16 protein-coding genes and 1 tRNA gene are annotated in these 21,629 nt (G+C 67.6%); 8 read left to right on the plus strand and 9 right to left on the minus strand.

The genetic code is table 11. The features are described from left to right. The first annotated feature begins 29 nt into the window (after positions 1–29). A complete protein-coding gene (locus MJ602_RS03850; protein ID WP_243019463.1) occupies positions 30–1,013 on the plus strand; it encodes a quinone oxidoreductase family protein in 984 nt (327 codons plus the stop codon). Positions 1,014–1,071: 58 nt separating this feature from the next. Here MJ602_RS03850 and MJ602_RS03855 read toward each other — a convergent pair. Continuing rightward, a tRNA-Ser gene (locus MJ602_RS03855) sits at positions 1,072–1,159 on the minus strand. A 206-nt stretch (positions 1,160–1,365) separates the two neighbouring features. Here MJ602_RS03855 and MJ602_RS03860 point away from each other — a divergent pair. Next, positions 1,366–2,445, plus strand: coding sequence for an adenylate/guanylate cyclase domain-containing protein (locus tag MJ602_RS03860; RefSeq protein WP_243019464.1), 1,080 nt, complete (start codon positions 1,366–1,368; stop codon positions 2,443–2,445). A gap of 36 nt (positions 2,446–2,481) precedes the next feature. On the opposite strand, the gene MJ602_RS03865 is transcribed toward MJ602_RS03860, so the two are convergent. The 5 genes from MJ602_RS03865 to puuE form a co-directional block, all read right to left on the minus strand. Next, the gene (locus MJ602_RS03865) at positions 2,482–4,794 is read right to left on the minus strand and encodes an NADP-dependent malic enzyme (protein WP_243019465.1); all 2,313 of its coding nucleotides are present in this window, start codon (positions 4,792–4,794) and stop codon (positions 2,482–2,484) included. A gap of 335 nt (positions 4,795–5,129) precedes the next feature. Further along, positions 5,130–5,342, minus strand: a complete 213-nt coding sequence (locus tag MJ602_RS03870; RefSeq protein ID WP_162017122.1) for a hypothetical protein — start codon at positions 5,340–5,342, stop codon at positions 5,130–5,132. 59 nt (positions 5,343–5,401) lie between these two features. Continuing rightward, positions 5,402–6,673: a M20 family metallopeptidase gene (locus tag MJ602_RS03875; protein ID WP_243019466.1), complete on the minus strand. Its 1,272-nt coding sequence runs from the start codon at positions 6,671–6,673 to the stop codon at positions 5,402–5,404. After that, the gene (gene uraD / locus MJ602_RS03880) at positions 6,670–8,445 is read right to left on the minus strand and encodes a 2-oxo-4-hydroxy-4-carboxy-5-ureidoimidazoline decarboxylase (protein ID WP_243019467.1); all 1,776 of its coding nucleotides are present in this window, start codon (positions 8,443–8,445) and stop codon (positions 6,670–6,672) included. Before uraD ends, MJ602_RS03875 begins: the two co-directional genes overlap by 4 nt. 63 nt (positions 8,446–8,508) lie before the next feature. Continuing rightward, a complete protein-coding gene (gene puuE, locus MJ602_RS03885) occupies positions 8,509–9,459 on the minus strand; it encodes an allantoinase PuuE (protein WP_243019468.1) in 951 nt (316 codons plus the stop codon). A gap of 97 nt (positions 9,460–9,556) precedes the next feature. On the opposite strand from puuE, the gene uraH reads away from it, so the two are divergent. Then, entirely contained in the window at positions 9,557–9,907 is a 351-nt protein-coding gene (gene uraH, locus MJ602_RS03890; RefSeq protein WP_243019469.1) for a hydroxyisourate hydrolase, read from the plus strand. Between the two features lie 101 nt (positions 9,908–10,008). On the opposite strand, the gene MJ602_RS03895 is transcribed toward uraH, so the two are convergent. Further along, positions 10,009–10,533, minus strand: coding sequence for an energy transducer TonB (locus tag MJ602_RS03895; RefSeq protein WP_423246684.1), 525 nt, complete (start codon positions 10,531–10,533; stop codon positions 10,009–10,011). 17 nt (positions 10,534–10,550) lie between these two features. Here MJ602_RS03895 and xdhC point away from each other — a divergent pair, with 17 nt between their 5' ends. Both xdhC and MJ602_RS03905 read left to right on the plus strand, forming a co-directional pair. Further along, positions 10,551–11,384 carry a xanthine dehydrogenase accessory protein XdhC gene (xdhC, locus tag MJ602_RS03900; protein ID WP_243019470.1) on the plus strand — a complete coding sequence of 278 codons (834 nt, stop codon included), beginning with the start codon at positions 10,551–10,553 and terminating at the stop codon, positions 11,382–11,384. A 170-nt stretch (positions 11,385–11,554) separates the two neighbouring features. After that, complete coding sequence (locus MJ602_RS03905) at positions 11,555–12,787, plus strand: urate hydroxylase PuuD (protein ID WP_243019471.1); 1,233 nt, start codon at positions 11,555–11,557, stop codon at positions 12,785–12,787. Between the two features lie 12 nt (positions 12,788–12,799). Here MJ602_RS03905 and MJ602_RS16720 read toward each other — a convergent pair whose 3' ends face one another. After that, on the minus strand, positions 12,800–13,426 hold the full coding sequence (locus MJ602_RS16720; RefSeq protein ID WP_162017114.1) for a TetR family transcriptional regulator: 627 nt from the start codon (positions 13,424–13,426) through the stop codon (positions 12,800–12,802). Between the two features lie 188 nt (positions 13,427–13,614). On the opposite strand from MJ602_RS16720, the gene MJ602_RS03920 reads away from it, so the two are divergent. Genes MJ602_RS03920 through MJ602_RS03930 form a run of 3 tightly spaced genes read left to right on the plus strand, consistent with a single transcriptional unit; the run spans position 13,615 to position 19,486 of the window. After that, positions 13,615–14,898, plus strand: coding sequence for an efflux RND transporter periplasmic adaptor subunit (locus MJ602_RS03920; RefSeq protein ID WP_243019472.1), 1,284 nt, complete (start codon positions 13,615–13,617; stop codon positions 14,896–14,898). A gap of 12 nt (positions 14,899–14,910) precedes the next feature. Then, positions 14,911–18,069, plus strand: a complete 3,159-nt coding sequence (locus MJ602_RS03925) for an efflux RND transporter permease subunit (RefSeq protein WP_162017112.1) — start codon at positions 14,911–14,913, stop codon at positions 18,067–18,069. A gap of 16 nt (positions 18,070–18,085) precedes the next feature. After that, a complete protein-coding gene (locus MJ602_RS03930) occupies positions 18,086–19,486 on the plus strand; it encodes an efflux transporter outer membrane subunit (RefSeq protein WP_243019546.1) in 1,401 nt (466 codons plus the stop codon). 8 nt (positions 19,487–19,494) lie between these two features. Here the strand turns inward: MJ602_RS03930 and MJ602_RS03935 are convergent, their stop codons facing one another. Further along, positions 19,495–21,378: an EAL domain-containing protein gene (locus MJ602_RS03935; RefSeq protein ID WP_243019473.1), complete on the minus strand. Its 1,884-nt coding sequence runs from the start codon at positions 21,376–21,378 to the stop codon at positions 19,495–19,497. Positions 21,379–21,629: the final 251 nt, after the last annotated feature.

Raw genomic sequence — 21,629 nt, forward strand, 5'->3', positions numbered from 1 at the left:
TCCCGAACCACTGCAGGAGAGTGAACCCCATGAGCCTCGCCGTCCAGATCCGCCAGCCCGGTGGCCCCGAAGAACTCCAGCTCGTTGACGTGCCCGTGGGCGAGCCCGGCCCCGGTCAAATCCGCATCCGCCACCATGCCATCGGGCTCAATTTCATCGATGTGTACCACCGCACCGGCCTGTACCCGCTGACCATGCCCGCAGGCATCGGCATGGAGGGTGCGGGGGTGATCGAAGCTGTGGGTGAAGGCGTGACCCACCTGCGCCCCGGTGACCGCGCTGCCTATGCCAGCCAGCCGCCCGGTAGCTATTGCGAGGTGCGCGTGATGCCCGCCCAATGCGTCTGCCGCCTGCCCGATGCCATCGATTTTGCGACCGCCGCAGGCATGATGCTCAAGGGCCTGACGGCGCAATACCTGCTCAAGAAAACCCTGCCCGTCGAGGGGCTGCATGCGGGCGATTACGTGCTGTTCCATGCCGCCGCAGGTGGCGTGGGGCTGATCGCCTGCCAATGGGCCAGGGCCCTGGGTCTGCAACTGATTGCCACCGCAGGGACGGACGCCAAATGCCGCCTCGCGCTGGACCATGGTGCGGCCCATGCGATCAATTACCACACCGAGGATTTTGTCGCGCGGGTCAAGGACATCACCGGTGGCCGGGGCGTGAAGGTGGTGTACGACTCTGTGGGCAAGGACACCTGGGACAAGTCGCTGGACTGCCTGCGCCCCTTCGGACTGATGGCCAGCTTTGGCAATGCCTCGGGCCCGGTGCCGCCCTTTGCCCCTGGTGCGCTGGGGGCCAAGGGCTCGCTGTACGTCACGCGCCAGACGCTGTTTACGCACATCGCCACGCGCGAATCCACCCAGGCCATGGCCGACGAACTGTTCAACGTGGTGGCCAGCGGGCAGGTGCAGATCCGCATCGACCAACGCTACCCGCTGGCCCAGGTGCAACAGGCACACCGCGACCTGGAGGCGCGCAAGACCACAGGATCGACCATCCTCTTGCCCTGAGGTTTGCGGATCAGCAGACGAGGCTACCGTGTCCGGTGGTGATCCAGGGTTGTTGGTTTGGCGGAAGCTGTGAGATTCGAACTCACGAACCCTTGCGGGTTGCCGGTTTTCAAGACCGGTGCAATCGACCACTCTGCCAAGCTTCCTGAACATGAACGCTGCAGCAAGTCCCAGCGGCGGTATTTGCGCCTGTGGCCTGCGAGCGATAAGCCCGCTATTTTAACGGTGTCTATCGGTGGATTGGACGCTTGCTTTCTCTTTGATAATGGCTTGACCGTCACTGCGCGCGGCCTTTGACTCGTAGCCATGGTTACCGTTGCGTCCATCGGGTGGCAATCTGGAGGTTTTATTGATGCAGCACACCGTTGTGAATGATTTTGCCGATTGCTTGCAGGCGCTGGTCCAGAGAGACACCGGGGCGACTCTGTCTGCCCAGGGACTGACCGAGGTGCAGGCGCTGTTGCAGGGGCGGCTGGCGCAGTCTTCGATGCCAGTGGCCGAGGCGGGCGCGCACGAGGTGACCTTGCTGCTTGCCGATCTGCGCGGCTTTGCGGTGCTGGCGGCCACGCGGCCTGCGCAGGAGGTGGTGGCGGTGCTCAACCGATGCCTGGCGCGGCTCAGCGCGGTGGTATTCCGGCACCAGGGCACCATTGAGCAGTTCCTGGGGGATTCGATTCGGGTGGTATTTGCCGACACCCCGGAGCAACAGGACCATGTGGAACGTGCGCTGGTGTGCGCGGTGGAAATGCAGCTGGCCATGCGCGACCTGAACCTGGAGCATTTGCGCGAGCACCTGCCGCAGGTCTATCTGGGCATAGGCATCAACACGGGCACGGTGATGGCGGGGCGCTTCGGGTCGGACCTGTTCTCGCAGTACACCGTGATCGGTGAAGAGGTGAACCTGGCTTCGCGCATCGAGGCGTTCAGCCTGCGCGGGCAGATTCTGATGAGCGAGTCCACCTACCAGCGCTGCTGGAACCTTGTGTCGGCCACCGCGCCCATGCAGGTGTGGGTCAAGGGCCGCAGCGAGCCGGTGGACATGCGCGAACTGGTGGCCATTCCGGCACGCCGGCTCAAGGTGCCGCGCCAGGAATTCCGCCGTAGCCACCGCGCGCAAACGCGGGTGCCTTGCCTGTGCCAGTTGGTGGAGGGCGATGACGTGCAGCCGCGCATCATCCACGCCACCATTCTGGACATGAGCTACCACGGGCTTATGCTGGAGCTGCCCGAGCACATCAATGTGCAGCGCGTGCTGCAACTGGAGTTTGAGCTGGCCCTGGTGGATTACCGGGCGGTGGGCGTGTATGCGCGGGTCATCAAGATCAAGCAGGAGCGCGGCCGCTGGATTGCAGGGATGGAGTTCACCGACATCAGCGAGGAATGTCGTCCCAAGGTGCAGATGTTCGTGCAGTTGCTCGTTGCTTCGCGCTGAGTGCGCCGTCCGCCGCAGCGGACGGCGCAGCCCCGATCAGCGCGCTGCCATGCGCGAGGCGCTGCTGGCCACGGCCAGGGCCGTCATGTTGAGCACGCGGCGCACGGTGGCGGCGGGTGTGAGGATGTAGGCCGTGGCGGCCGCGCCCATGAGGATGGGGCCCACGGTCACGCCGCCACTGGTGGTGGTCTTGAGCACGTTGTAGAGGATGTTGGCCGAATCGATGTTCGGGCAGATCAACAGATTGGCCGAACCGGTGAGCGTCGAATCCGCCATGTAGGTGGCACGGATGTTGGGCTCCAGTGCGGCATCGCCGTGCAGTTCGCCGTCGCACTCGATCTCGGGGTGGCGCGCCACGAACAGGTCGCGCGCCTCGCGCATCTTGCGTGCCGAGGCGCGCTTGGACGAGCCGAAGGAGGAGTGCGACAGGAACGCCACCTTGGCCGGCAGGCCGAAGCGCTGCACTTCCTTGACCGAATGCCAGGCGATGTCGGCCAGTTGCTCGGCCGTGGGGTTCTCGTTCACATAGGTGTCGGCGATGAACAGCGGGCCGCGGTCGGTCATCAGTGCGTTGAGGGTGGCGTAGTCGGCCACGCCGGCCTCGTGGCCGATGATGCTGTGGATGCGCTCCAGGTGCGTCTCGAAGGTGCCCACCAGGCCGCAGATCATGGCGTCGGCGTCGCCCAGCTTGACCATCAGCGAGGCGATGATCGTGTTGGATCGGCGCACGGCAGCCTTGGCCACCTCGGGCGTGGCGCCGTTGCGCTTCATGATCTGGTGGTAGGTCTCCCAGTACTGGCGGAAACGCGGGTCGTCCGAGGGGTCGCAGACCTCTACGTCCACGCCCGGCTGGATGCGCAGCCCGGCCTTGGCGATGCGCGCGGCGATCACGGCGGGACGGCCAATCAGGATGGGGCGGGCGATGTGGTCGTCCACCGCGATCTGCGCGGCGCGCAGCGCGCGCTCGTCCTCGCCGTCGGCATAGGCCACGCGCTTTTGCGCGTCGGGCAGGGCCTTGGCGGCGTTGATGACCGGGCGCATGAGGATGCCGGTCTGGTAGACGAAGCGCGAGAGGCTTTCCTTGTAGGCCTCCATGTCCTTGATGGGGCGCGTGGCCACGCCGGAGTCCGCCGCCGCCTGGGCCACGGCGGGCGCGATCTTGAGGATCAGGCGCGAATCGAAGGGCGTGGGGATGAGGTAGTCCGGCCCGAAGCCCAGCTCCTTGCCGGCGTAGGCATTGGCCACTTCCTCGCTGATGTTCTCCTTGGCGAGCTGCGCGATCTGGCGCACGCAGGCCAGCTTCATGGCTTCCGTGATCTTGGTCGCGCCGCAGTCGAGTGCGCCGCGGAAAATATACGGGAAGCACAGGACGTTGTTGACCTGGTTCGGGTAGTCCGAGCGGCCCGTGGCGATGATGCAGTCGGGCCGCACGGCCTTGGCCAGCTCGGGGCGGATCTCGGGCTCGGGGTTGGCCAGCGCCAGGATGATGGGTCTGGCCGCCATGGTCTTGACCATCTCGGCCGTGAGCACGCCGGGGGCCGAGCAGCCCAGGAACACGTCGGCGCCGTGGACCACGTCGGCCAGGCTGCGGGTCTCGGTCTTCTGCGCGTAGCGCGCCTTGGACTCGTCGTAGCCGCCGGGGCGGCCTTCGTAGATCACGCCCTTGGAGTCGACCATGAAGACGTTCTCGCGCTGCACACCCAGGCCCACCATCACGTCCACGCAGGCGATGGCGGCCGCGCCCGCGCCGGAGACGGCGATCTTCACCGCGGCGATGTCCTTGCCCACCAGCTCCAGGCCGTTGAGCAGCGCGGCGCTGGAGATGATGGCCGTGCCGTGCTGGTCGTCATGGAACACCGGAATGTTCATGCGCTTGGACAGCTCGCGCTCGATGTAGAAGCACTCGGGCGCCTTGATGTCTTCGAGGTTGATGCCGCCCAGCGTGGGCTCCAGGCTGGCGATGATCTCGATCAGCTTGTCGGGGTCACGCTCGGCCAGTTCGATGTCGAACACATCGACGCCAGCGAACTTCTTGAACAGGCAGCCCTTGCCCTCCATCACCGGCTTGCCGGCCAGCGGGCCGATGTCGCCCAGGCCCAGCACGGCGGTGCCGTTGGTGATCACGCCCACGAGGTTTCCGCGCGAGGTGTAGTCGAAGGCTTTGGTCGGGTCGGCCTGGATGTCCAGGCAGGGGTAGGCCACGCCGGGAGAATAAGCCAGGGACAGGTCGCGTTGGTTGGACAGGGGCTTGGTGGGCGTGACGGCGATTTTTCCCCGGCTGGGATTGCGGTGGTATTCGCGTGCTGCGTCACGCAGGGCGGATTCGGCCGCCGAGAGATTCTGGGTCATACAAAGAGCTGGAAAGCCAGGACGGTTGAGCGATGGACAAGCGTAGCTGATGCGGGCGCGGCCACAAGGGCCTGGCCATGCCGATAGGGCATGACGCCAATGTACCCCCTGGAGCCATGGCTGCAAGGGGCAGCGCCAGCGTGCCGTGGGTTTTCGGGCAGCGCGCGGGCCGGGCACAGGTGGGTGCGGGCTTGGCGTGGGGCGCCCGGTTCGCGAAGGTGTCGCGCGGGGCGCCAGGAAAAAACGACCACGGCTGTGGTCAGGGCGCACAGGATAACGGATTTAAAGCACGTGCGTTCACAAAGGTGCCGTGGCACACCTGCCGCAGCAGGGGTTCAGCGGGCCGCTGGTGGGGGCGGCTTGAAGCCCATGGCCTGCATTTCTTCGGGCGACAACTCCAGCTCCGCCACCTCGGGCTGGCGCGGTTCGACGGTGTTGCGCCGCTCGTAGCTGGCGGCGGGCCCAACGTCCTGCTGCCTGCGGTCAGCGCCCGAGCGGCGGTCGGTGGTGGCCTTGCGTTCGTCGGCGGGTGGGGTGGACTTGGTCATGGCGGTGCTCGCGAGAAAACGCTGTTTTCAGTATGCCTCAGTCACGCGCGCTTGGGTAGTCAAGCCAGCAGATCCAGCAGACTGCGCGCGATCACCTGGGTGGCGCGGCGCAGGTCGTCCAGCTCCAGGCGCTCGTCGGCGCGCTTGGCATGGGATTCGAGCACGGTGCGTGGCCCGGCGCCGTAGATCACGCCGGGGATGCCGCGCTCTGCGTACAGCCGCACGTCGGTGTACAGCGGCGTGCCCACGGCGGGCGGCATGTGGCCGAACACCGCCTGCCCGTGTCTTTGCAGGGCCTGCACCAGCGGCGCGTTGCCGGGCAGCGGTGTCATGGCGCGGGCCAGCAGCAGGCGCTGGATGTCGGCCCGCGCCGCACTCTCGCCGTGGTGGCCGCGCTCGGCGTTGAAGCGCTCCAGGGCCTGGGCCATCACGCTGCGGATGCGTGCTTCCACCTCGGCCGGATTCTCCTCGGGGATCATGCGGCGGTCCAGCTTGAACTGCACCTTGCCGGGGACGACGTTGGTGTTGGTGCCGCCTTCGATGCGGCCCACATTCAGGTACGGGTGGGTGATGCCCGGCACCTGCGAGCGCACCTGCCGGTAGGCCTGGTTTTCAGCGTACAGCGCGTTCAGGATGGCGACGGCGGCTTGCAGTGCATCCACCCCGGTGTGCGGCACGGCGGCGTGGGCCATGGTGCCGTGCACGGTCACCTCCATCTGCAGGCAGCCGTTGTGCGCGGTGACCACCTCGTAGGAAAAGCCCGCCGCAATCAAGAGGTCGGGTTGGGTCAGGCCGTGCTTGAGCAGCCAGCCCGGCCCCAGCTCGCCACCAAACTCTTCGTCGTAGGTGAAGTGCAGCTCGATGGCGCCCTGGGTGGGCCGGGCCACGGCCTCCAGCGCGCGCACGGCGAAGGTGAAGCTCGCGAAGTCACTCTTGCTCACGGCGGCGGCGCGGCCGTAGAGCTTGCCGTCCTCGATTTCGGCGCCGTAGGGGTCGTGCGTCCAGCCCTCGCCGGGCGGCACCACGTCGCCGTGGGCATTGAGCGCGATGGTCCTGCCGCCATCGCCATAGGGGCGGCGCACGATGAGGTTGGTGATGGACTGCATGCCGCAGGCCTGCACCTCGGCGGCGGGCACGGGGTGCTTTTCGGCGTGCAGGCCGTAGCCGTGCAGCAGCTCGGCCGTGCGTTCGGCGTGCGGGGCGTTGTTGCCCGGCGGCGTGTCGGTGGGCACGCGCACCAGGGCCTGCAGGAAGCGCACTTCCTCGTCGAAATGCTGGGCTATCCAGGCGTCGAGCCGGGCGTAGATGGCGGTGTCGGTGGGAGAGGTCATGTCGGCTCCATGCATAGCTGCAACAACAGGTGGTTGAAGGCCTCCACGGCCAGTTGCATGTCGTTGTGGGTGGTCGATTCGAGCGGGTTGTGGCTGATGCCGCCGTTCTCGCCGCGCACGAAGAGCATGGCCTGGGGCAGGATCTCGTGCAACTTCATGGCGTCGTGCCCGGCACCGCTGGGCATGCAGTGCACCGGCAGGCCCAGTGCGGCCACGGCGCGCTCCCAGCGCTGCTGCAACTGCGGCGCGCTGGGCGCGGCGCTGGCGCGCATGGTCTCCTCCAGCGTGCAGCGCAGACCGCGCCGCTGCGCGATGCGCAGCAGTTCCTGCAGCACGTCCTGCGCCAGCGCATCGCGCTGCGCATCGGTGGGTGCGCGCAGGTCCAGCGAGAACTGGCAGCGCCCCGGCACCACGTTGATGGAGCCGCCGGGCACGTTGAGCAGGCCGATGGTGCCCACCGAGTCGCCGTCGCGCGCGGCGCGCTGCTCCACGTACAGCGCCAGTTCCGCCACGCCGGCGGCCGCATCGCGGCGCCGGTCCATGGGCGTGGTGCCCGCGTGGCTGGCCATGCCGACCATCTCGCCCACATAGCGCACGCTGCCGTTGATGGAGCTGACCACGCCCAGGGGCAGGTCGAGTTCGCACAGCACCGGCCCCTGCTCGATGTGCACCTCGACAAAGCCCAGGTAGTGCGCCGGGTCGCGCCGCAGCCGGGGGATGTCGTCCACGCACAGGCCCGCCTGCTGCATGGCCTCGCGCATCGTCACGCCGTTGTCGTCCTTCTGCTCCAGCCATTCGGGCTGGAAGTCGCCGATGAGCGCGCCCGAGCCCAGGAAGGTGGCCTTGTAGCGCTGGCCTTCCTCCTCGGCGAAGGCCACCAGTTCGATGCCGAAGGGCAGGCGGCGGCCCGCGCGGTGCAGCTCGCGCACGCAGGCCATGGGCACGAAGATGCCCAGCCGCCCGTCGTACTTGCCGCCGTTGCGCACCGTGTCGTAGTGCGATCCGGTCAAGAGGGTGCTTGCCTGCGGCGTGGCCGCGTGGTAGCGGCCCACCACGTTGCCCACGGCGTCCACCTCCACCTCGTCGAAGCCGCATTCGCGCATCCATTGGCTGATCGTTTGCGCGCAGGCGCGGTGGGCCTCGGTGAGGTAGGTGACGGTGAGCTGCCCCTTCTCGGCATAGCCGGGGTCGGAGTGCTGGGCCAGCCGTTCGTGCCAGTCCCACACATCGCCGCCGATCAGCGGCTCGGCGTTGAACTTGTCGTTCAGCCGGATCTCGGCGATGCGGTGGATGTTGCGCAGCGCCTCGGCGCGCTCGACGTCGGGGTGGTTGTCCAGGCGGCGCGCGAAGGTGTCGATGATCTGCGTCTTGTGGAGCCCCGTGCCGCGCGGCCCGCGCACGGCCAGGATGAAGGGAAAGCCAAAGCGCGCGTTGTAGTCCCGGTTGAGCTGCTGCAGTCGCGCAAATTCTTCGGGCGAGCAGTGCGTGAGGCCTGCCGCGCTCTGCTCCTGCGTGGATTCGGCCGTGAGGCTTTGCGCCACCATGGCCTTGCCCGCCAGTTCGGGGTGGGCGCGGATCAGCGCAAGCTGCGCCTCGGTGCCGGCCTGGCGCACGGCCTGCGCCATGGCGTGCTTGAGGTGCGCGAGCGAGCGAAAGGGCCGCTCGCGCAGCGCGGCCTGCGCGATCCAGGGCGAGTGTTCGTAGATGCCGTCCAGCAGTTGCAGCGCCTGGTCGGTGTGGGCGGTGTTGAGTTGTCCGAGGCTCAAGGGCACTGAAATGCTCCTAAAATGATAGCTTATTGCGCTTTATTCGTAAGCGCTGGAGGCATATTTTGTTCAAATTGCTGGGGCAGGATAGTGGTGCTGCCAGTGGTGCGCGATGTCGATGCGCCGCGCCACCCACACCTGATCATGGCGCTGGATGTGGTCCAGAAAACGCTGCAGCGCCGTGATGCGCCCGGGGCGGCCGAGCAGGCGGCAGTGCATGCCGATGCTCATCATCTTGGGCCGATCCAGGCCGGCGGGGTCGCCCTCGGCGTAGAGCGCGTCGAAGGTGTCCCGCATGTACTGGAAGAACGGCTCGGCGTGCGAATAGCCCTGGGGCAGGGCAAAGCGCATGTCGTTGCAGTCCAGCGTGTAGGGCACGATGAGCTGGGGCACCACCGTGCCATCGGTCCGGCGCACCTGCATCCAGAACGGCAGGTCGTCGCCGTAGTAGTCGCTGTCGTAGGCAAAGCCACCGAAATCGGCCACCAGGCGGCGCGTGCGCGGGCTGTCGCGGCCGGTGTACCAGCCCAGGGCACGGGTGCCGGTCAGGCGCTCGATGATGGCCATGGCCTCCTGCAGGTGGGCGCGCTCCACGTCCTCGGGCACGTTCTGGTAGTGGATCCATTTGAGGCCATGGCAGGCGATCTCGTGGCCCAGCTCGGTGAACGCTGTGCAGACCTCGGGGTGGCGCTGCAGCGCGGTGGCCACGCCGAACACCGTGAGCGGCAGGCCGCGCTGCTCAAATTCGCGCAGGATGCGCCAGACACCCGCGCGCGCGCCGTATTCGTAGATGCCCTCCATGCTCATGTGCCGCTCGGGGTAGCTGGCCGGGTTGAACATCTCGGAGAGGAACTGCTCCGAACCCGCGTCGCCATGCAGCACACAGTTTTCGCCGCCTTCCTCGTAGTTCAGCACGAACTGCACGGCAATGCGCGCGCCGCCGGGCCAGCGGGCGTGCGGCGGGTGGCGGCCGTGGCCGATCAGGTCGCGCGGGTAGGGCAGGGTGGTGTCGTAGGTCATGTTGCAGGCACCGCAGGGAGATGGGGGAATCATAGGCACAGCCGCCCAGGCTGCCTACACTTGCAACATCGCACGCACGCCACCAGGAGACTTCGCCATGGGCCTGAGCACCCACGTACTGGACACCATGCACGGCTGCCCCGCTGCGGGCATGGCCGTGGCGCTGTATGCCACCGAGGGCGAGAGCGCCACGCTGCTTCAGCGTGTGGTGCTCAACCGCGATGGCCGTACCGATGCGCCGCTGTTCGACAACACCAGCCTGCGCGTGGGCACCTACCGCCTGCGCTTTGACGTGGCGGGCTACTTCAGGGCGCGCGGTGTGCAGTTGCCCGAACCCCCCTTCCTGGACCAGGTGAACCTGGACTTCGGCATTGCCCATACCGACCAGCACTACCATGTGCCGCTGCTGGTGAGCCCCTGGAGCTATTCGACCTACCGGGGGTCTTGAGGGTGCTATCAAAAAATGAGCCGCTGGCGCTTGTGTTCAGGCAGATTAGGCATGAAAAGTGCCTAAAGTCGCCTGAAATCAAGCGCTGGGCGCTATGGATTTCAGAGCTGCCCCTCGGTCAGCGTGTCGAGCTGGAAACGCCCGCTCTGGTCCCACAGCCAGGTGTCGGTGTAGGTGACCTTGCCCATGCGTGCAGGCAGCGGAAAGGGCGCCGCAGCGCGCACCGTGCGCTCGATCTCGGCCACCACCTCGGGCGCGTGGCGCGGCGCGCGCAGCCAGCGCACGCCGGTCACACGGCCCTTGCGGTCGATGTCCACCTCCAGCACGCCAATGGCGTAGAGCATGGACGGCAGCTTGCCCTGGTAGATGCGCTCGGCGTTGAGCGCATACAGGTGGGTGGCCGCGTCCTTGCGGTAGTCGCGCGGATTGCGGGCCTCCGAAGGGGGCGAGATCTGCGTGACCGGGCCCAGGGTGCTGGGGCTGTCGCTGCCTGGGTGCTTGCCGGGGGCAATGGTGCTGACCGGCGAGGACTTGCAGGCCGCCACCACGGCGGCCACGCCCGCCATCAGGCCTGCAAGCAGCCAGTGGCTGCGCTTGGTGCTGCGTTGCGAAGGTTTGGGGTCCATGGGTGGGGCGGTGGGCAATGACCAGTAGCGGCGCATTTTTGCACCATTTGCGCGAGGCACTCAAAAAGGCCCCGGCCTGCCTGGTGACCGTGCAGCAGACCGAAGGCTCCACACCGCGCGAGCGTGGCGCATGGATGGCGGTGGCGGCCGATGCCGTGGTGGGCACCATCGGCGGCGGCCATGTCGAGTTCCAGGCCATTGCCGAGGCCCGCCGCCGGCTTGCGGGCGGGCCGGGCGCGGCCGTGCTGCGCTATGCGCTGGGCCCCAGCCTGGGGCAATGCTGCGGTGGCGTGATGCACCTGCGCTACGAGCAGGTCACGCAGGCCGATGCGGCGGCGCTTGTGGCGCGCCTGACGCCACGGCAGGTGCCTGTGGCGCTGTTCGGCGGCGGCCATGTGGGCCAGGCGCTGGCGCGCGTGCTGGCGCCGCTGCCGTTTGCGCTCACCTGGATCGACAGCCGCGACGGCGTCTTTCCGCCCGATGTGGCGCCGGGCGTGGCTTGCGAGCATTCCGACCCCGTGCAGGCCGCCGTGCCGGGCCTGGCGCCGGGCTCGCGTGTGCTCATCATGAGCTTCAGCCATGCTGAGGACCTGGACGTGGTGGCCGCCTGCCTGCGCCGCCAGCGCGAACGCGGCGACCTGCCCTTCATCGGGCTGATCGGCAGCCGCAGCAAGTGGGCCACGTTCCGCCACCGCCTGCACGAGCGCGGCTTTGCCGAAGCCGAGCTGGCGCAGGTGACCTGCCCCATCGGCGTGCCCGGCATTGCAGGCAAGGCGCCCGAAGTGATTGCCGTGGCCGTAGCGGCCCAACTGTTGCAAACCCTGCCGCCTGACGGGAACGAGCGCGCTTGATGCGCTGCGGCCAGAGCCGTGCCGACATTGCGCTCAGGTTTTGCATACACTTTGTATCCTCCGGTCGCAGCGGAGCCTTGGCGGTGCCCCCCGCTTTGGAGCGCGGCCCATGCTGTTCAGAGCGCCCGCAGTGGTGAATGGCGTTTGGCGTCTCGCCAAGGGTTAAACCCATGGAAAGCTACCTTCTCGACTGGGCCAACCTGCTGTTGCGCTGGCTGCATGTCATCACGGCCATCGCCTGGATCGGCTCCTCGTTCTACTTCGTCTTCCTCGACAGCAGCCTCACGCCGCCCGAGGACGAGGACCTGAAGCGCCAGGGCGTCAGCGGCGAGCTCTGGGCCGTACACGGCGGGGGCTTCTACCACCCGGTCAAGTTCAACGTCGCGCCGCCAAAGCTGCCCGGCCACCTGCACTGGTTCTATTGGGAGAGCTACAGCACCTGGCTCAGCGGCTTTGCGCTGTTCTCCGTGTCCTATCTGTGGAGCGCGGGCACCTACCTGGTGGACAAGTCGCGCATGGACTGGGCACCGTCCACGGCCGTGGTGGCGGCGCTGGCTTTCCTGGTGGTGTTCTGGCTGTTGTACGACGCCATCTGCCGTGCCTTCGGCCAGCGCAAGAACGGCGATGCCATCGTTGGCGCGCTGGTGTTCGTGCTGGTGTGCATCGCTTCGTGGCTGGCCTGCCATTGGTTCGCCGGGCGCGCGGCCTTTTTGCTGGTGGGTGCGATGATGGCCACGGCCATGAGCGCCAACGTGTTCTTCTGGATCATTCCGGGCCAGCGCACCGTGGTGGCAGACCTGAAAGCCGGGCGGCCGGTGGACCCCATCCACGGCAAGCGCGGCAAGCAGCGCAGCGTGCACAACACCTACTTCACGCTGCCGGTGCTGTTTGCGATGCTGAGCGGCCACTACAGCTTCACCTGGAGCCACCCGCAGAACTGGCTGGTGCTCATCCTCATGATGGCTGCGGGCGCGGCCATACGGCAGTTTTTTGTGCTGCGCCACGGCTTCAAGCTGGGGCGCAATAGCCACCCCTGGCCGTATGCGCTGGTGGGCGTGGCCGTGTTGCTGGCCGTGGTCGCCTGGCTGCGGCCCGCGCCTACATCGGGAGACGCTATTAAAAATATAGCTATTGGCGCTCAATACACGGGCGCTGGAGCCCCATTTGATACCAAGGAATTGCAGGCCGTGCTGCAACAGCGCTGTGTGCAGTGCCACGGTGCCGAGGTGCAGATGAAGGGCCTGCGCCTCGATGTGCCCGAACAGGTGGCCTCGCGTGCGTCGCTCATCTACCAGCAGGTGGTGCAGCAAAAGCTCATGCCGCTGAACAACGCCACGCAGATGACCGAGGCCGAGCGTGCGCTCGTCGCGCGCTGGTTCCAGGCGGGCGCGCCGGTGCGCTGAGAACAGGTTCTGTCAGGGCCGCAGTCGGATGCCCAGCCCGCACAGGTAGGTGGTGATGGTGCTGCGCCCGGCCTGCACCAGATCAAACGCGCCGGGGTCCAGCAGCCAGCTGTGCAGCAGGCCTTCGATCAGCACCTGCAGCCCCAGCGCCGCCATGTCCGGTGGTACCTGCGCCGGGTGGGGGCTGGCGGCAAAGGCGCGCTCCAGCGCCAGCCGGTTGTGGGCCAGCCATTGGCGGTGCACCTGCAGGTGCCGGGCCTGCACGGCGCCCAGTTCCTCGACGTATTCGATGCGGTAGGTGGCAATGCGCAGCACGCGGCTCAGGGCTTCATCTTCTGCAATGCGGCCGAGCACCTGGACCATGCCGTCCACATAGCCCTGCATGTCGGGCGCGGCCTCGGCGTCGGGGGTCTGCTGCGCCATGTCGTCCAGGTGCGCGGTGGCGCGCTCCATCATGGCGTTGAAGAGGTCGGCCTTGTCCTTGAAATGCCAGTAAATCGCACCGCGCGTGGCGCCTGCGGCCTGGGCAATGTCCTGCAGCGAGGTGCGCGACACGCCCTGGCTGTCGAACAGCCGCTCGGCGGCGTCGATCAGTGCATTGCGGGTGGCCTGTGCTTCGGCCTTGGTGCGTCGTGCCATGGGTTGGTTGGAAAGTCTCGCCGGACACACTATACCGCAACATACATACATCAATGTATGTATAATTGCGCACCCGAAAAGCCCTTCCTGTCCGCGTTCGCAAGGCTTTTATGGACCGATGACATGCGCTTCACATGCCTTCACTAGACTTGCGGGCTTGGCTGTCGCTTCCGCCTCAAAGGATCACCATGCAACTGTTCCGCTCCCCCTCCCATTCAGTGCCACCCGGAGGGTGGCTGGGCGCCTTGGGCGCATCCCCTGCGCCACGCCTGGGCGTGCTGGCCCTGGCCCTGACCCTTGCAGCCTGCGGCCAGGGGGATGGCGGCAAGGCCGCGCAGGGCGGCGGCGCACGCCAGATGCCTGCGCCCGAAGTGGGCGTGCTGACCGTGCAGCCCGGCGATGTGGGCTTGCAGACCGAGCTGCCGGGCCGCCTGGAGGCCTCGCGCGTGGCGCAGGTCCGGGCGCGCGCCACGGGCATCCTGCAGCAGCGGCTCTTTCAGGAAGGCAGCGACGTGAAGGCTGGGCAGGTGCTGTTCCGCATTGACGCCGCACCCTACGAGGCCGCGCTGCAAAGCGCCCAGGCGCAACTGGCGCGTGCCGAGGCCAACCTGTCGCAGGCCCGTGCGCTGGCCGGTCGCTACCAGCCGCTGGTGGAGGCACAGGCCGTGAGCCAGCAGGACTACGCCAACGCCGTGGCCGCGCAAAAGCAGGCCGAGGCCGATGTGGCCGCAGGCACCGCCGCCGTGCGCAACGCGCGCATCAACCTGGGGCACGCCACGGTGACATCCCCCATCGCAGGCCGCGTGGGCCGCGCGCTGGTAACCGAGGGCGCACTGGTGGGCCAGGGCGAGGCCACGCAATTGGCCGTGGTGCAGCAGGTCGATCCGCTGTACGTCAATTTCACGCAGTCGGCGTCCGAGGCGCTGCAACTGCGCCGGGCGCTCGAAGCGGGCCAGCTCAAGGCCGCAGGCAAGGGTGCAGCCGAGGTGCGCGTGGTGCTGGACGATGGCAGTGAACACCCGCAAGCAGGCAAATTGCTGTTCACCGACCTGACCGTGGATTCCGCCACCGGCCAGGTCAGCCTGCGCGCCGAACTGCCCAACCCCGGCGGGCGCCTGCTGCCGGGCCTGTACGTGCGCGTGCGCCTGGAGCAGGCGCGTGCGTCCAACGCCATCACGCTGCCGCAGCAGGCGGTGATGCGCTCGGCCCAGGGCGACGCGGTGCAGGTCGTCACGCCCGAGGGCAAGGTGGAGCAGCGCCGTATCCAGGTGGGTGGCCAGCAGGGCGGGCGCTGGGTGGTGCTCGATGGCCTGAAGGCCGGCGAGCAGGTGATGGTGGACGGCTTCCAGAAGGTGCAGATGCTGCCCCCCGGAACGCCCGTCAAGGCCGTGCCGTGGCAGCCTGCGGGTGCCGCCGCCGCCGCGCCTGCCGCGCCTGTGGCATCGGGCGCGGCCCCTGCGGCCAGCCGCTGAAGGAGCTGCTTCATGGCACGATTCTTTATTGACCGGCCCATCTTTGCGTGGGTCATTGCGCTGTTCATCATGGTGGCGGGGGGCGTGGCCATCACGCAGCTGCCCATCGCCCAGTACCCGCCGGTGGCGCCGCCGGCCATTGTTGTTTCTGCCACCTACCCTGGGGCATCGGCCAAGACGCTGGAGGAAAGCGTTCTGTCCGTCATCGAGCAGGAGATGAACGGCTCGCCCGGCCTGATCTACATGGAGGCCATAGCGCAGGCCAACGGCACGGGCTCCATCACGCTGAGCTTTGAAACCGGCACCAACGCCGACCTGGCCCAGGTGGACGTGCAGAACCGCCTGGCCCGCGCCACGCCGCGCCTGCCTGCGGCGGTGACGCAGCAGGGCGTGCGCGTCGAAAAGTCGCGCAGCAACTTCCTGCTGGTCACCGTACTGTCCTCCGACGACCCGGACTGGGACCCGGTGGCCCTGGGCGACTACGCCTCGCGCAACGTGCTGCCTGAAATCCAGCGCCTGCCCGGCGTGGGCCAGGCGCAGCTGTTCGGCACCGAGCGTGCCATGCGCATCTGGATCGACCCGGCCAAGCTGCAGGGCTACAACCTGAGTGCCACCGATGTGACCGCCGCCATCCGTGCGCAGAACGCCCAGGTGTCGGCCGGTGAGATCGGCGCGCTGCCCAACGTGGCCGGGCAGTCCATTGCCGCCACGGTGGTGGTCAACGGCCAGCTCAGCACGGTGGAGCAGTTCGGCAACATCGTGCTGCGTGCCACCACCGACGGCGCCACCGTGCGCCTCAAGGACGTGGCGCGCATCGAACTGGGCGGCCAGATGTATGCCACTTCGGCGCGCCTCAATGGCAAGCCGTCCACCGCCATCGGCGTGCAGCTCTCGCCCTCGGGCAATGCCCTGGCCACGGCGCAGGCCGTGCGCAACAAGATGACCGAGCTGGAGCGCTACTTCCCCAAGGGCATGCAGTGGGCCGTGCCCTACGACAGCTCACGCTTCATCAAGATCTCCATCCAGCAGGTGGCCATCACCCTGCTGGAGGCCGTGGCGCTGGTGTTCATGGTGATGTTCCTGTTCCTGCAGAACTGGCGCTACACGGTGATTCCCACCATCGTGGTGCCTGTGGCGCTGCTGGGCACATTCGCGTCGCTGCTGGCCATGGGCTTCTCGATCAACGTGCTGACGATGTTCGGCATGGTGCTGGTGATCGGCATCGTGGTGGACGATGCCATCGTGGTGGTCGAGAACGTCGAGCGCATCATGAGCGAGGAAGGCCTGCCACCCCTGGAGGCCACGCGCAAGGCCATGGGCCAGATTTCGGGCGCCATCGTCGGCGTCACGGTGGTGCTGGTGTCGGTGTTTGTGCCGCTGGCCTTCTTCAGCGGTGCGGTGGGCAACATCTACCGCCAGTTTGCGGCGGTCATGGGCGTGTCCATTTCGTTCTCGGCGCTGATGGCGCTGTCGCTCACGCCTGCGCTGTGCGCCACCTTGCTCAAGCCGGTGCCTGCCGGGCACCACCACGAGAAGACCGGCTTCTTCGGCTGGTTCAACCGGGGCTTTTCCCGCACGGCCAAGGGCTACGAGGGCTGGTTGGCACGCTGGTTGCCGCGCGCCGGACGCACCATGTTCGTCTATGTGGCGGTGGTGGGGGCGGCGGTGGTGGTGTACCAGCGCCTGCCCACGTCCTTCCTGCCCAACGAAGACCAGGGCACCATGATCGTCAACGTGCAGTTGCCCCCGGGCGCCACGCGCGAGCGCACGCTGGCCGTGATGGAGCAGGTCGAAGGCTTCGTGCTCAAGCAGCCCGAGGTGCAGAGCATGGTGGGTGTGCTGGGCTTCTCGTTCTCGGGCCAAGGGCAGAACGCGGCGCTGGCCTTCGTCACGCTCAAGGACTGGTCCGAGCGCCCTGGTCCCGGCAGCTCGGCGCAGGGCCTGGCGGGGCGTGCGTTTGGTGCGCTGTCCCAGGTGCGCGACGCATTCATTTTCCCGCTGAGCCCGCCGCCCATCCCTGAACTGGGCTCGTCGTCGGGCTTCACCTTCCGCCTGCAAGACCGCGCAGGCCAGGGGCGCGATGCGTTGGTGGCTGCACGCAACCAGTTGCTGGGCATGGCCTCGCAAAGCAAGGTGCTCACCCAGGTGCGTCCCGACGGCCTGGAGGATGCACCCCAGTTGCAGATCGACATCGATCGGAACAAGGCCCAGGCGCAGGGCGTGGGTTTCGATGCCATCAACGCCGCCATTGCCACTGGGCTGGGATCGGCCTATGTCAACGACTTTCCCGCCGCAGGGCGCTTGCAGCGCGTGGTGGTCCAGGCCGATGCACCCGCGCGCATGCAGCCCGAGGATGTGCTGCGCCTGACGGTGCTGAACAACAAGGGGCAGGCCGTGCCGCTGTCGGCCTTTGCCAGCACGCGCTGGGTGACCGGCGCCATGCAGGCGGTGCGCTACAACGGCTACCCGGCCATGCGCATCACCGGCAGTGCCGCACCGGGCTACAGCACGGGTGCCGCCATGGCCGAGATGGAGCGCCTGGCCGGCCAGTTGCCCCAGGGCTTTGGCTTTGAATGGACCGGCCAGTCGCGCGAGGAAAAGCTGGCGGGTGCGCAGGCGCTCATCGTTTATGCGTTTGCCATCCTGGCGGTGTTCCTGTGCCTGGCGGCACTGTACGAGAGCTGGTCCATTCCCTTTGCCGTCATCCTGGTGGTGCCGCTGGGCGTGGTCGGTGTGCTGATGGCCACGCTGCTGCGCGGCTATGCCAACGACGTGTACTTCCAGGTGGGCCTGATCACCATCATCGGGCTGACGGCCAAGAACGCCATCCTGATCGTCGAGTTCGCCAAGGACCTGCAGGCCCAGGGTCGCAGCGTGATCGAGGCCGCCCTGGCCGCCGCCCACCTGCGCCTGCGCCCCATCGTGATGACCTCGATGGCCTTCACGCTGGGGGTGCTGCCGCTGGCGCTGGCCACTGGGGCAGGCTCGGCATCCCAACGTGCCATCGGCACCGGCGTGATCGGCGGCATGCTCACGGGCACGGCGCTGGCGCTGGTGTTTGTGCCCTTGTTCTTTGTGCTGGTGCGTGGTTTCTTCAAGGGCAGCGCACGCCAGCGCCAATTTGATGCGCAGCATGCGCACCAGACCGGTCTGGAGGACCCCCATGCGTGATTCCATGTCTAAGCCGATGACCTCGCGTCCGGCGCCTGTGGCGGCAGCGCTGGTGGCTTTGCTGCTCGGCGGCTGTTCGCTGATGCCGGTGTACGAGCGGCCTGCCGCGCCGGTGGCCGAGCAATGGCCAGGCCTTGCCGCGCCCCAGGGCGCCAGCGCCCCTGTGGCCATGCCGCCCTGGCAGGACTTTGTGCGCGATGAGCGCCTGCGCGCGCTCATCACCCAGGCGTTGGAGTACAACCGTGACCTGCGCGTGGCCGTGCTGGCCATCGAGCAGGCCCGCGCCCAGCACCAGATCCGCGCCGCCGACCTCACGCCCACCGTCAACCTGGGCGCCACGGGCAGCCGGCAAACGACCTCCCAGGACAACATCAGCAGCGCCTATACCGTGGGGCTGACCTTTGCGTCGTGGGAGATCGACTTCTTTGGCCGCATTGCCAGCCTCAAGGAAGCCGCGCTGGCCCAGTACCTGGCCAGCGAGGAGGCGCGCCGTGCCGTGCAAACCAGCCTGGTGGCCGCCGTGGCCAGCACCTGGCTGAACCTGCAGACCGACGAGGAGCTGCTGGCCCTGACGCGCAGCACGCTGGCCACGCGCGAAGAGTCGCTGCGCCTGGTGCAAATGCGTTACCGGCAGGGCGTGGCCTCGGCGCTGGATCTGCGCCAGGCCGAATCGCTGGTGGCCACGGCGCGTGTCGCCCTGGCGCAGCAGGAGCGCCAGCGCGCGCTCGACACCAATGCACTGACCCTGCTGCTGGGCAAGGCGCCGGCGCTGGCGCTGCTGGAGAGCACTGCCAGCCCGCACGCTGCGCTGGCCGACATTCCGGTGGGGCTCCCCTCCGACCTCTTGGTGCAGCGCGCTGATGTGCGCCAGGCCGAGCACAACCTCCGGGCCGCCAACGCCAACATCGGTGCGGCGCGTGCTGCCTTCTTCCCGCGCATCAGCCTGACGGCGAGCGCGGGCACGGCCAGTGGTGCGTTGTCGGGCCTGTTCAAGGACGGCACCTGGGGCTGGTCGCTCGCGCCCCAGGCCCTGTTGCCGATCTTTGATGCTGGACGCAACCAGGCCGCGCTGGAGTCGGCGCAGGCGGCGCGCAGCATGGCCCTGGCGCAGTACGAAAAGGCCATTCAGACGGCCTTCCGCGAGGTGGCCGACGCGCTGGCCGGTCGCGCCACGCTGGCCGACCAGGTCAGTGCCCAGCAGGCACAGGCCGAGGCTGAGGCCGAGCGCCTGCGCCTGGCCGACCTGCGCTATCGCAACGGTGTGGCCAGTTCGCTGGAGGTGCTGGACGCGCAGCGCTCGGTGTTCAGTGCCCAGCAGGCGCTGGCGCAAACCCGGCTCGCGCTGCGCCAGAACCAGGTCGCGCTGTACAAGGCCCTGGGGGGTGGCTGGGCCGACCAGGCGCCAGAGACCGACTGACAGGCGGATCAGGCCACCAGCGCGTCGGCAGTTTGCGGGGGCGCTGGGGCTGCCAACCCGCGGTCGGGCGCCGTGGCCGGGCAGGGCAGCACGGCGATGCCGCTGCGCGACTGCTTGGCTTCGTGCTTGGCACGGGCGGCCAGGTTGGCCACTTCTTCGGGGTGGCGAAAGCTCCCCGGCAGAATCTGTGCCACGCCCAGCGACAGGCTGGTACAGGGGAAGAAGCGCTGCACCCCGTGGCGGTCTTCGGCGTGGATGCCTCCGGCCTTGCGGCCTGCTTCGTCGTACAGCAACCGGGCTTCGTGCGCGAAGGCGTCCGCAATCGCCTGGCAGCGCAGCAGCCAGTCGTCGCTCTGGAACAGCACCACAAAATCGTCGCCGCCCACATGGCCGACAAAGTCGCGCCGTGCATCGCAGTGCGCCACCACCAGGCGGGCAGCCAGGCGGATCATCTCGTCGCCGCGCCAGTAGCCATAGTGGTCGTTGAAGGGCTTGAAGTCGTTGAGGTCCGCATAGCAGGCCACAAACGGGTTGCCGCTGGCCAGCAGGCGCTCGATGTGCATGCTGATCGGAATATTGCCCGGCAGGAAGGTCAGCGGGTTGGCGTGGCGTGCCGCCTCGATGCGCGACTCCGTCACGGCGCGCACCAGTTGGTCCCCGGTACCCAAGCCCACGTAGCGCCCGTTGTCGGTCACGATGAAGCCATCGCTCAGGTAGCGCTGGTCCTGTGAGGTGAGGATGCCGATGAGCTGGTTCACGTCACAGTCCAGTTCCACAATGCGCGGCGCATGGTTGGCCAGCGTGGTGCAGGGCTTGCGGCCGTGCACTTCGCGGAAGTACAGCGCTGCGTAGTGGTTGAGGAAGTCGTGGCGGTTGATCAGCGCTACCGGCCGCGCACCTTCGACCAGGCACAGCGCATGCAGGGCGTTGTGCTGCATGAACAGTTGCGCCACTTCATCGTTGGTGGTGGCCGGGGTCACGGTAGGGGCTTGCACCACCTGGAGGCCACGCAGAATGCCGGGCCGGATGGATTGCTCCAGTTGCGGCAGCACGGCCACGCGGCGGTCCTGCAGCACTTCCAGGGCGCCCGCTTCCAGCTTGGCGCGTGGTTGCAGGGCCGGGCGCCCGAGCAGCCAGCCCTGGCCATAGGCGATGTCCAGATCGCGCAGCGCACGCAGGTCTTCGGCCGTCTCTATGCCTTCGGCCACCAGCTGGGTTCCAAAGATCTCTGCAATCCCCTTGATGGCGCGCAGCATCTGCAGGCTTTCGGGGTGTTCGGCGAGGTCGGCGATGAAGTACTTGTCGATCTTCACGTACTCGGGCTTGACCTCGGACCACAGGCGCAGGCTGGAGCGCCCGTCGCCAAAGTCGTCCAGTGCCAGGCGCATGCCCGCTCGGTGCAGATGCTGTACCGCCTCGCGCAGGGCGGTCATGTCGGTGACGCGCTCGTGCTCGGTGATCTCGAACACCACCATGCGTGGCGGCAGGCCCAGCGAGCGCAGCGTCTGCAGCAGCAGGTTGGAGCCGCACAGGTTTACGCCGTGCACCAGCGCATCGGCGCTGATGTTGACGAACAGGCGCCCTGGGCTGCGCACCTCCGCCCAATGTTGCAATGCGGTAAACACGCAGACCAACTCGAAATCGGTGAGGATGCGCTCGCAGCGCGCCATGTCCAACAGCGCGTCCGGGCGGTGCAGTGAGGTGCCGACCGGGCCGCGGATCAGCGCCTCATGGGCATAGACATGGCCGGACTGCAGGTCGCCCAGCGGCTGAAACACGCAATGCAGGCGGTCTTCGCGGATGATTTGCGCCAGCGGCCCTTGGCCCTGGCGCAAGGCGGGCGACAGGGCGGCCAGCACCCGTTGGCGCGGGTCGTTGGTGGGTTCGGGCATGGTGGCTTTCAGGTCGGGCCCGGCCGCTGGCGCGGGTGGCGCCGAGGCAAGGCCCCACAGCAGGTGGGTAACAGGTAGTTACGGTATCCGGGCGCGGTGACAGGCGAGTGACACCAGCACAGGGCACGGACAAGTTCTAAGGGTCAACCCGAAGAGCCCTTGGTCGCTGTCTTGACCCAGCGCAAATGCGGGCAAACACACAAAAATGTCTGCGGTTGTCGTTTGATGTGTGTCAATGTCCTGGCCATGCG

Origin of the sequence: Simplicispira sedimenti (assembly GCF_022760965.1) — a bacterium.
In the GTDB taxonomy this organism is placed as follows: Bacteria; Pseudomonadota; Gammaproteobacteria; order Burkholderiales; family Burkholderiaceae_C; genus Simplicispira; species Simplicispira sedimenti.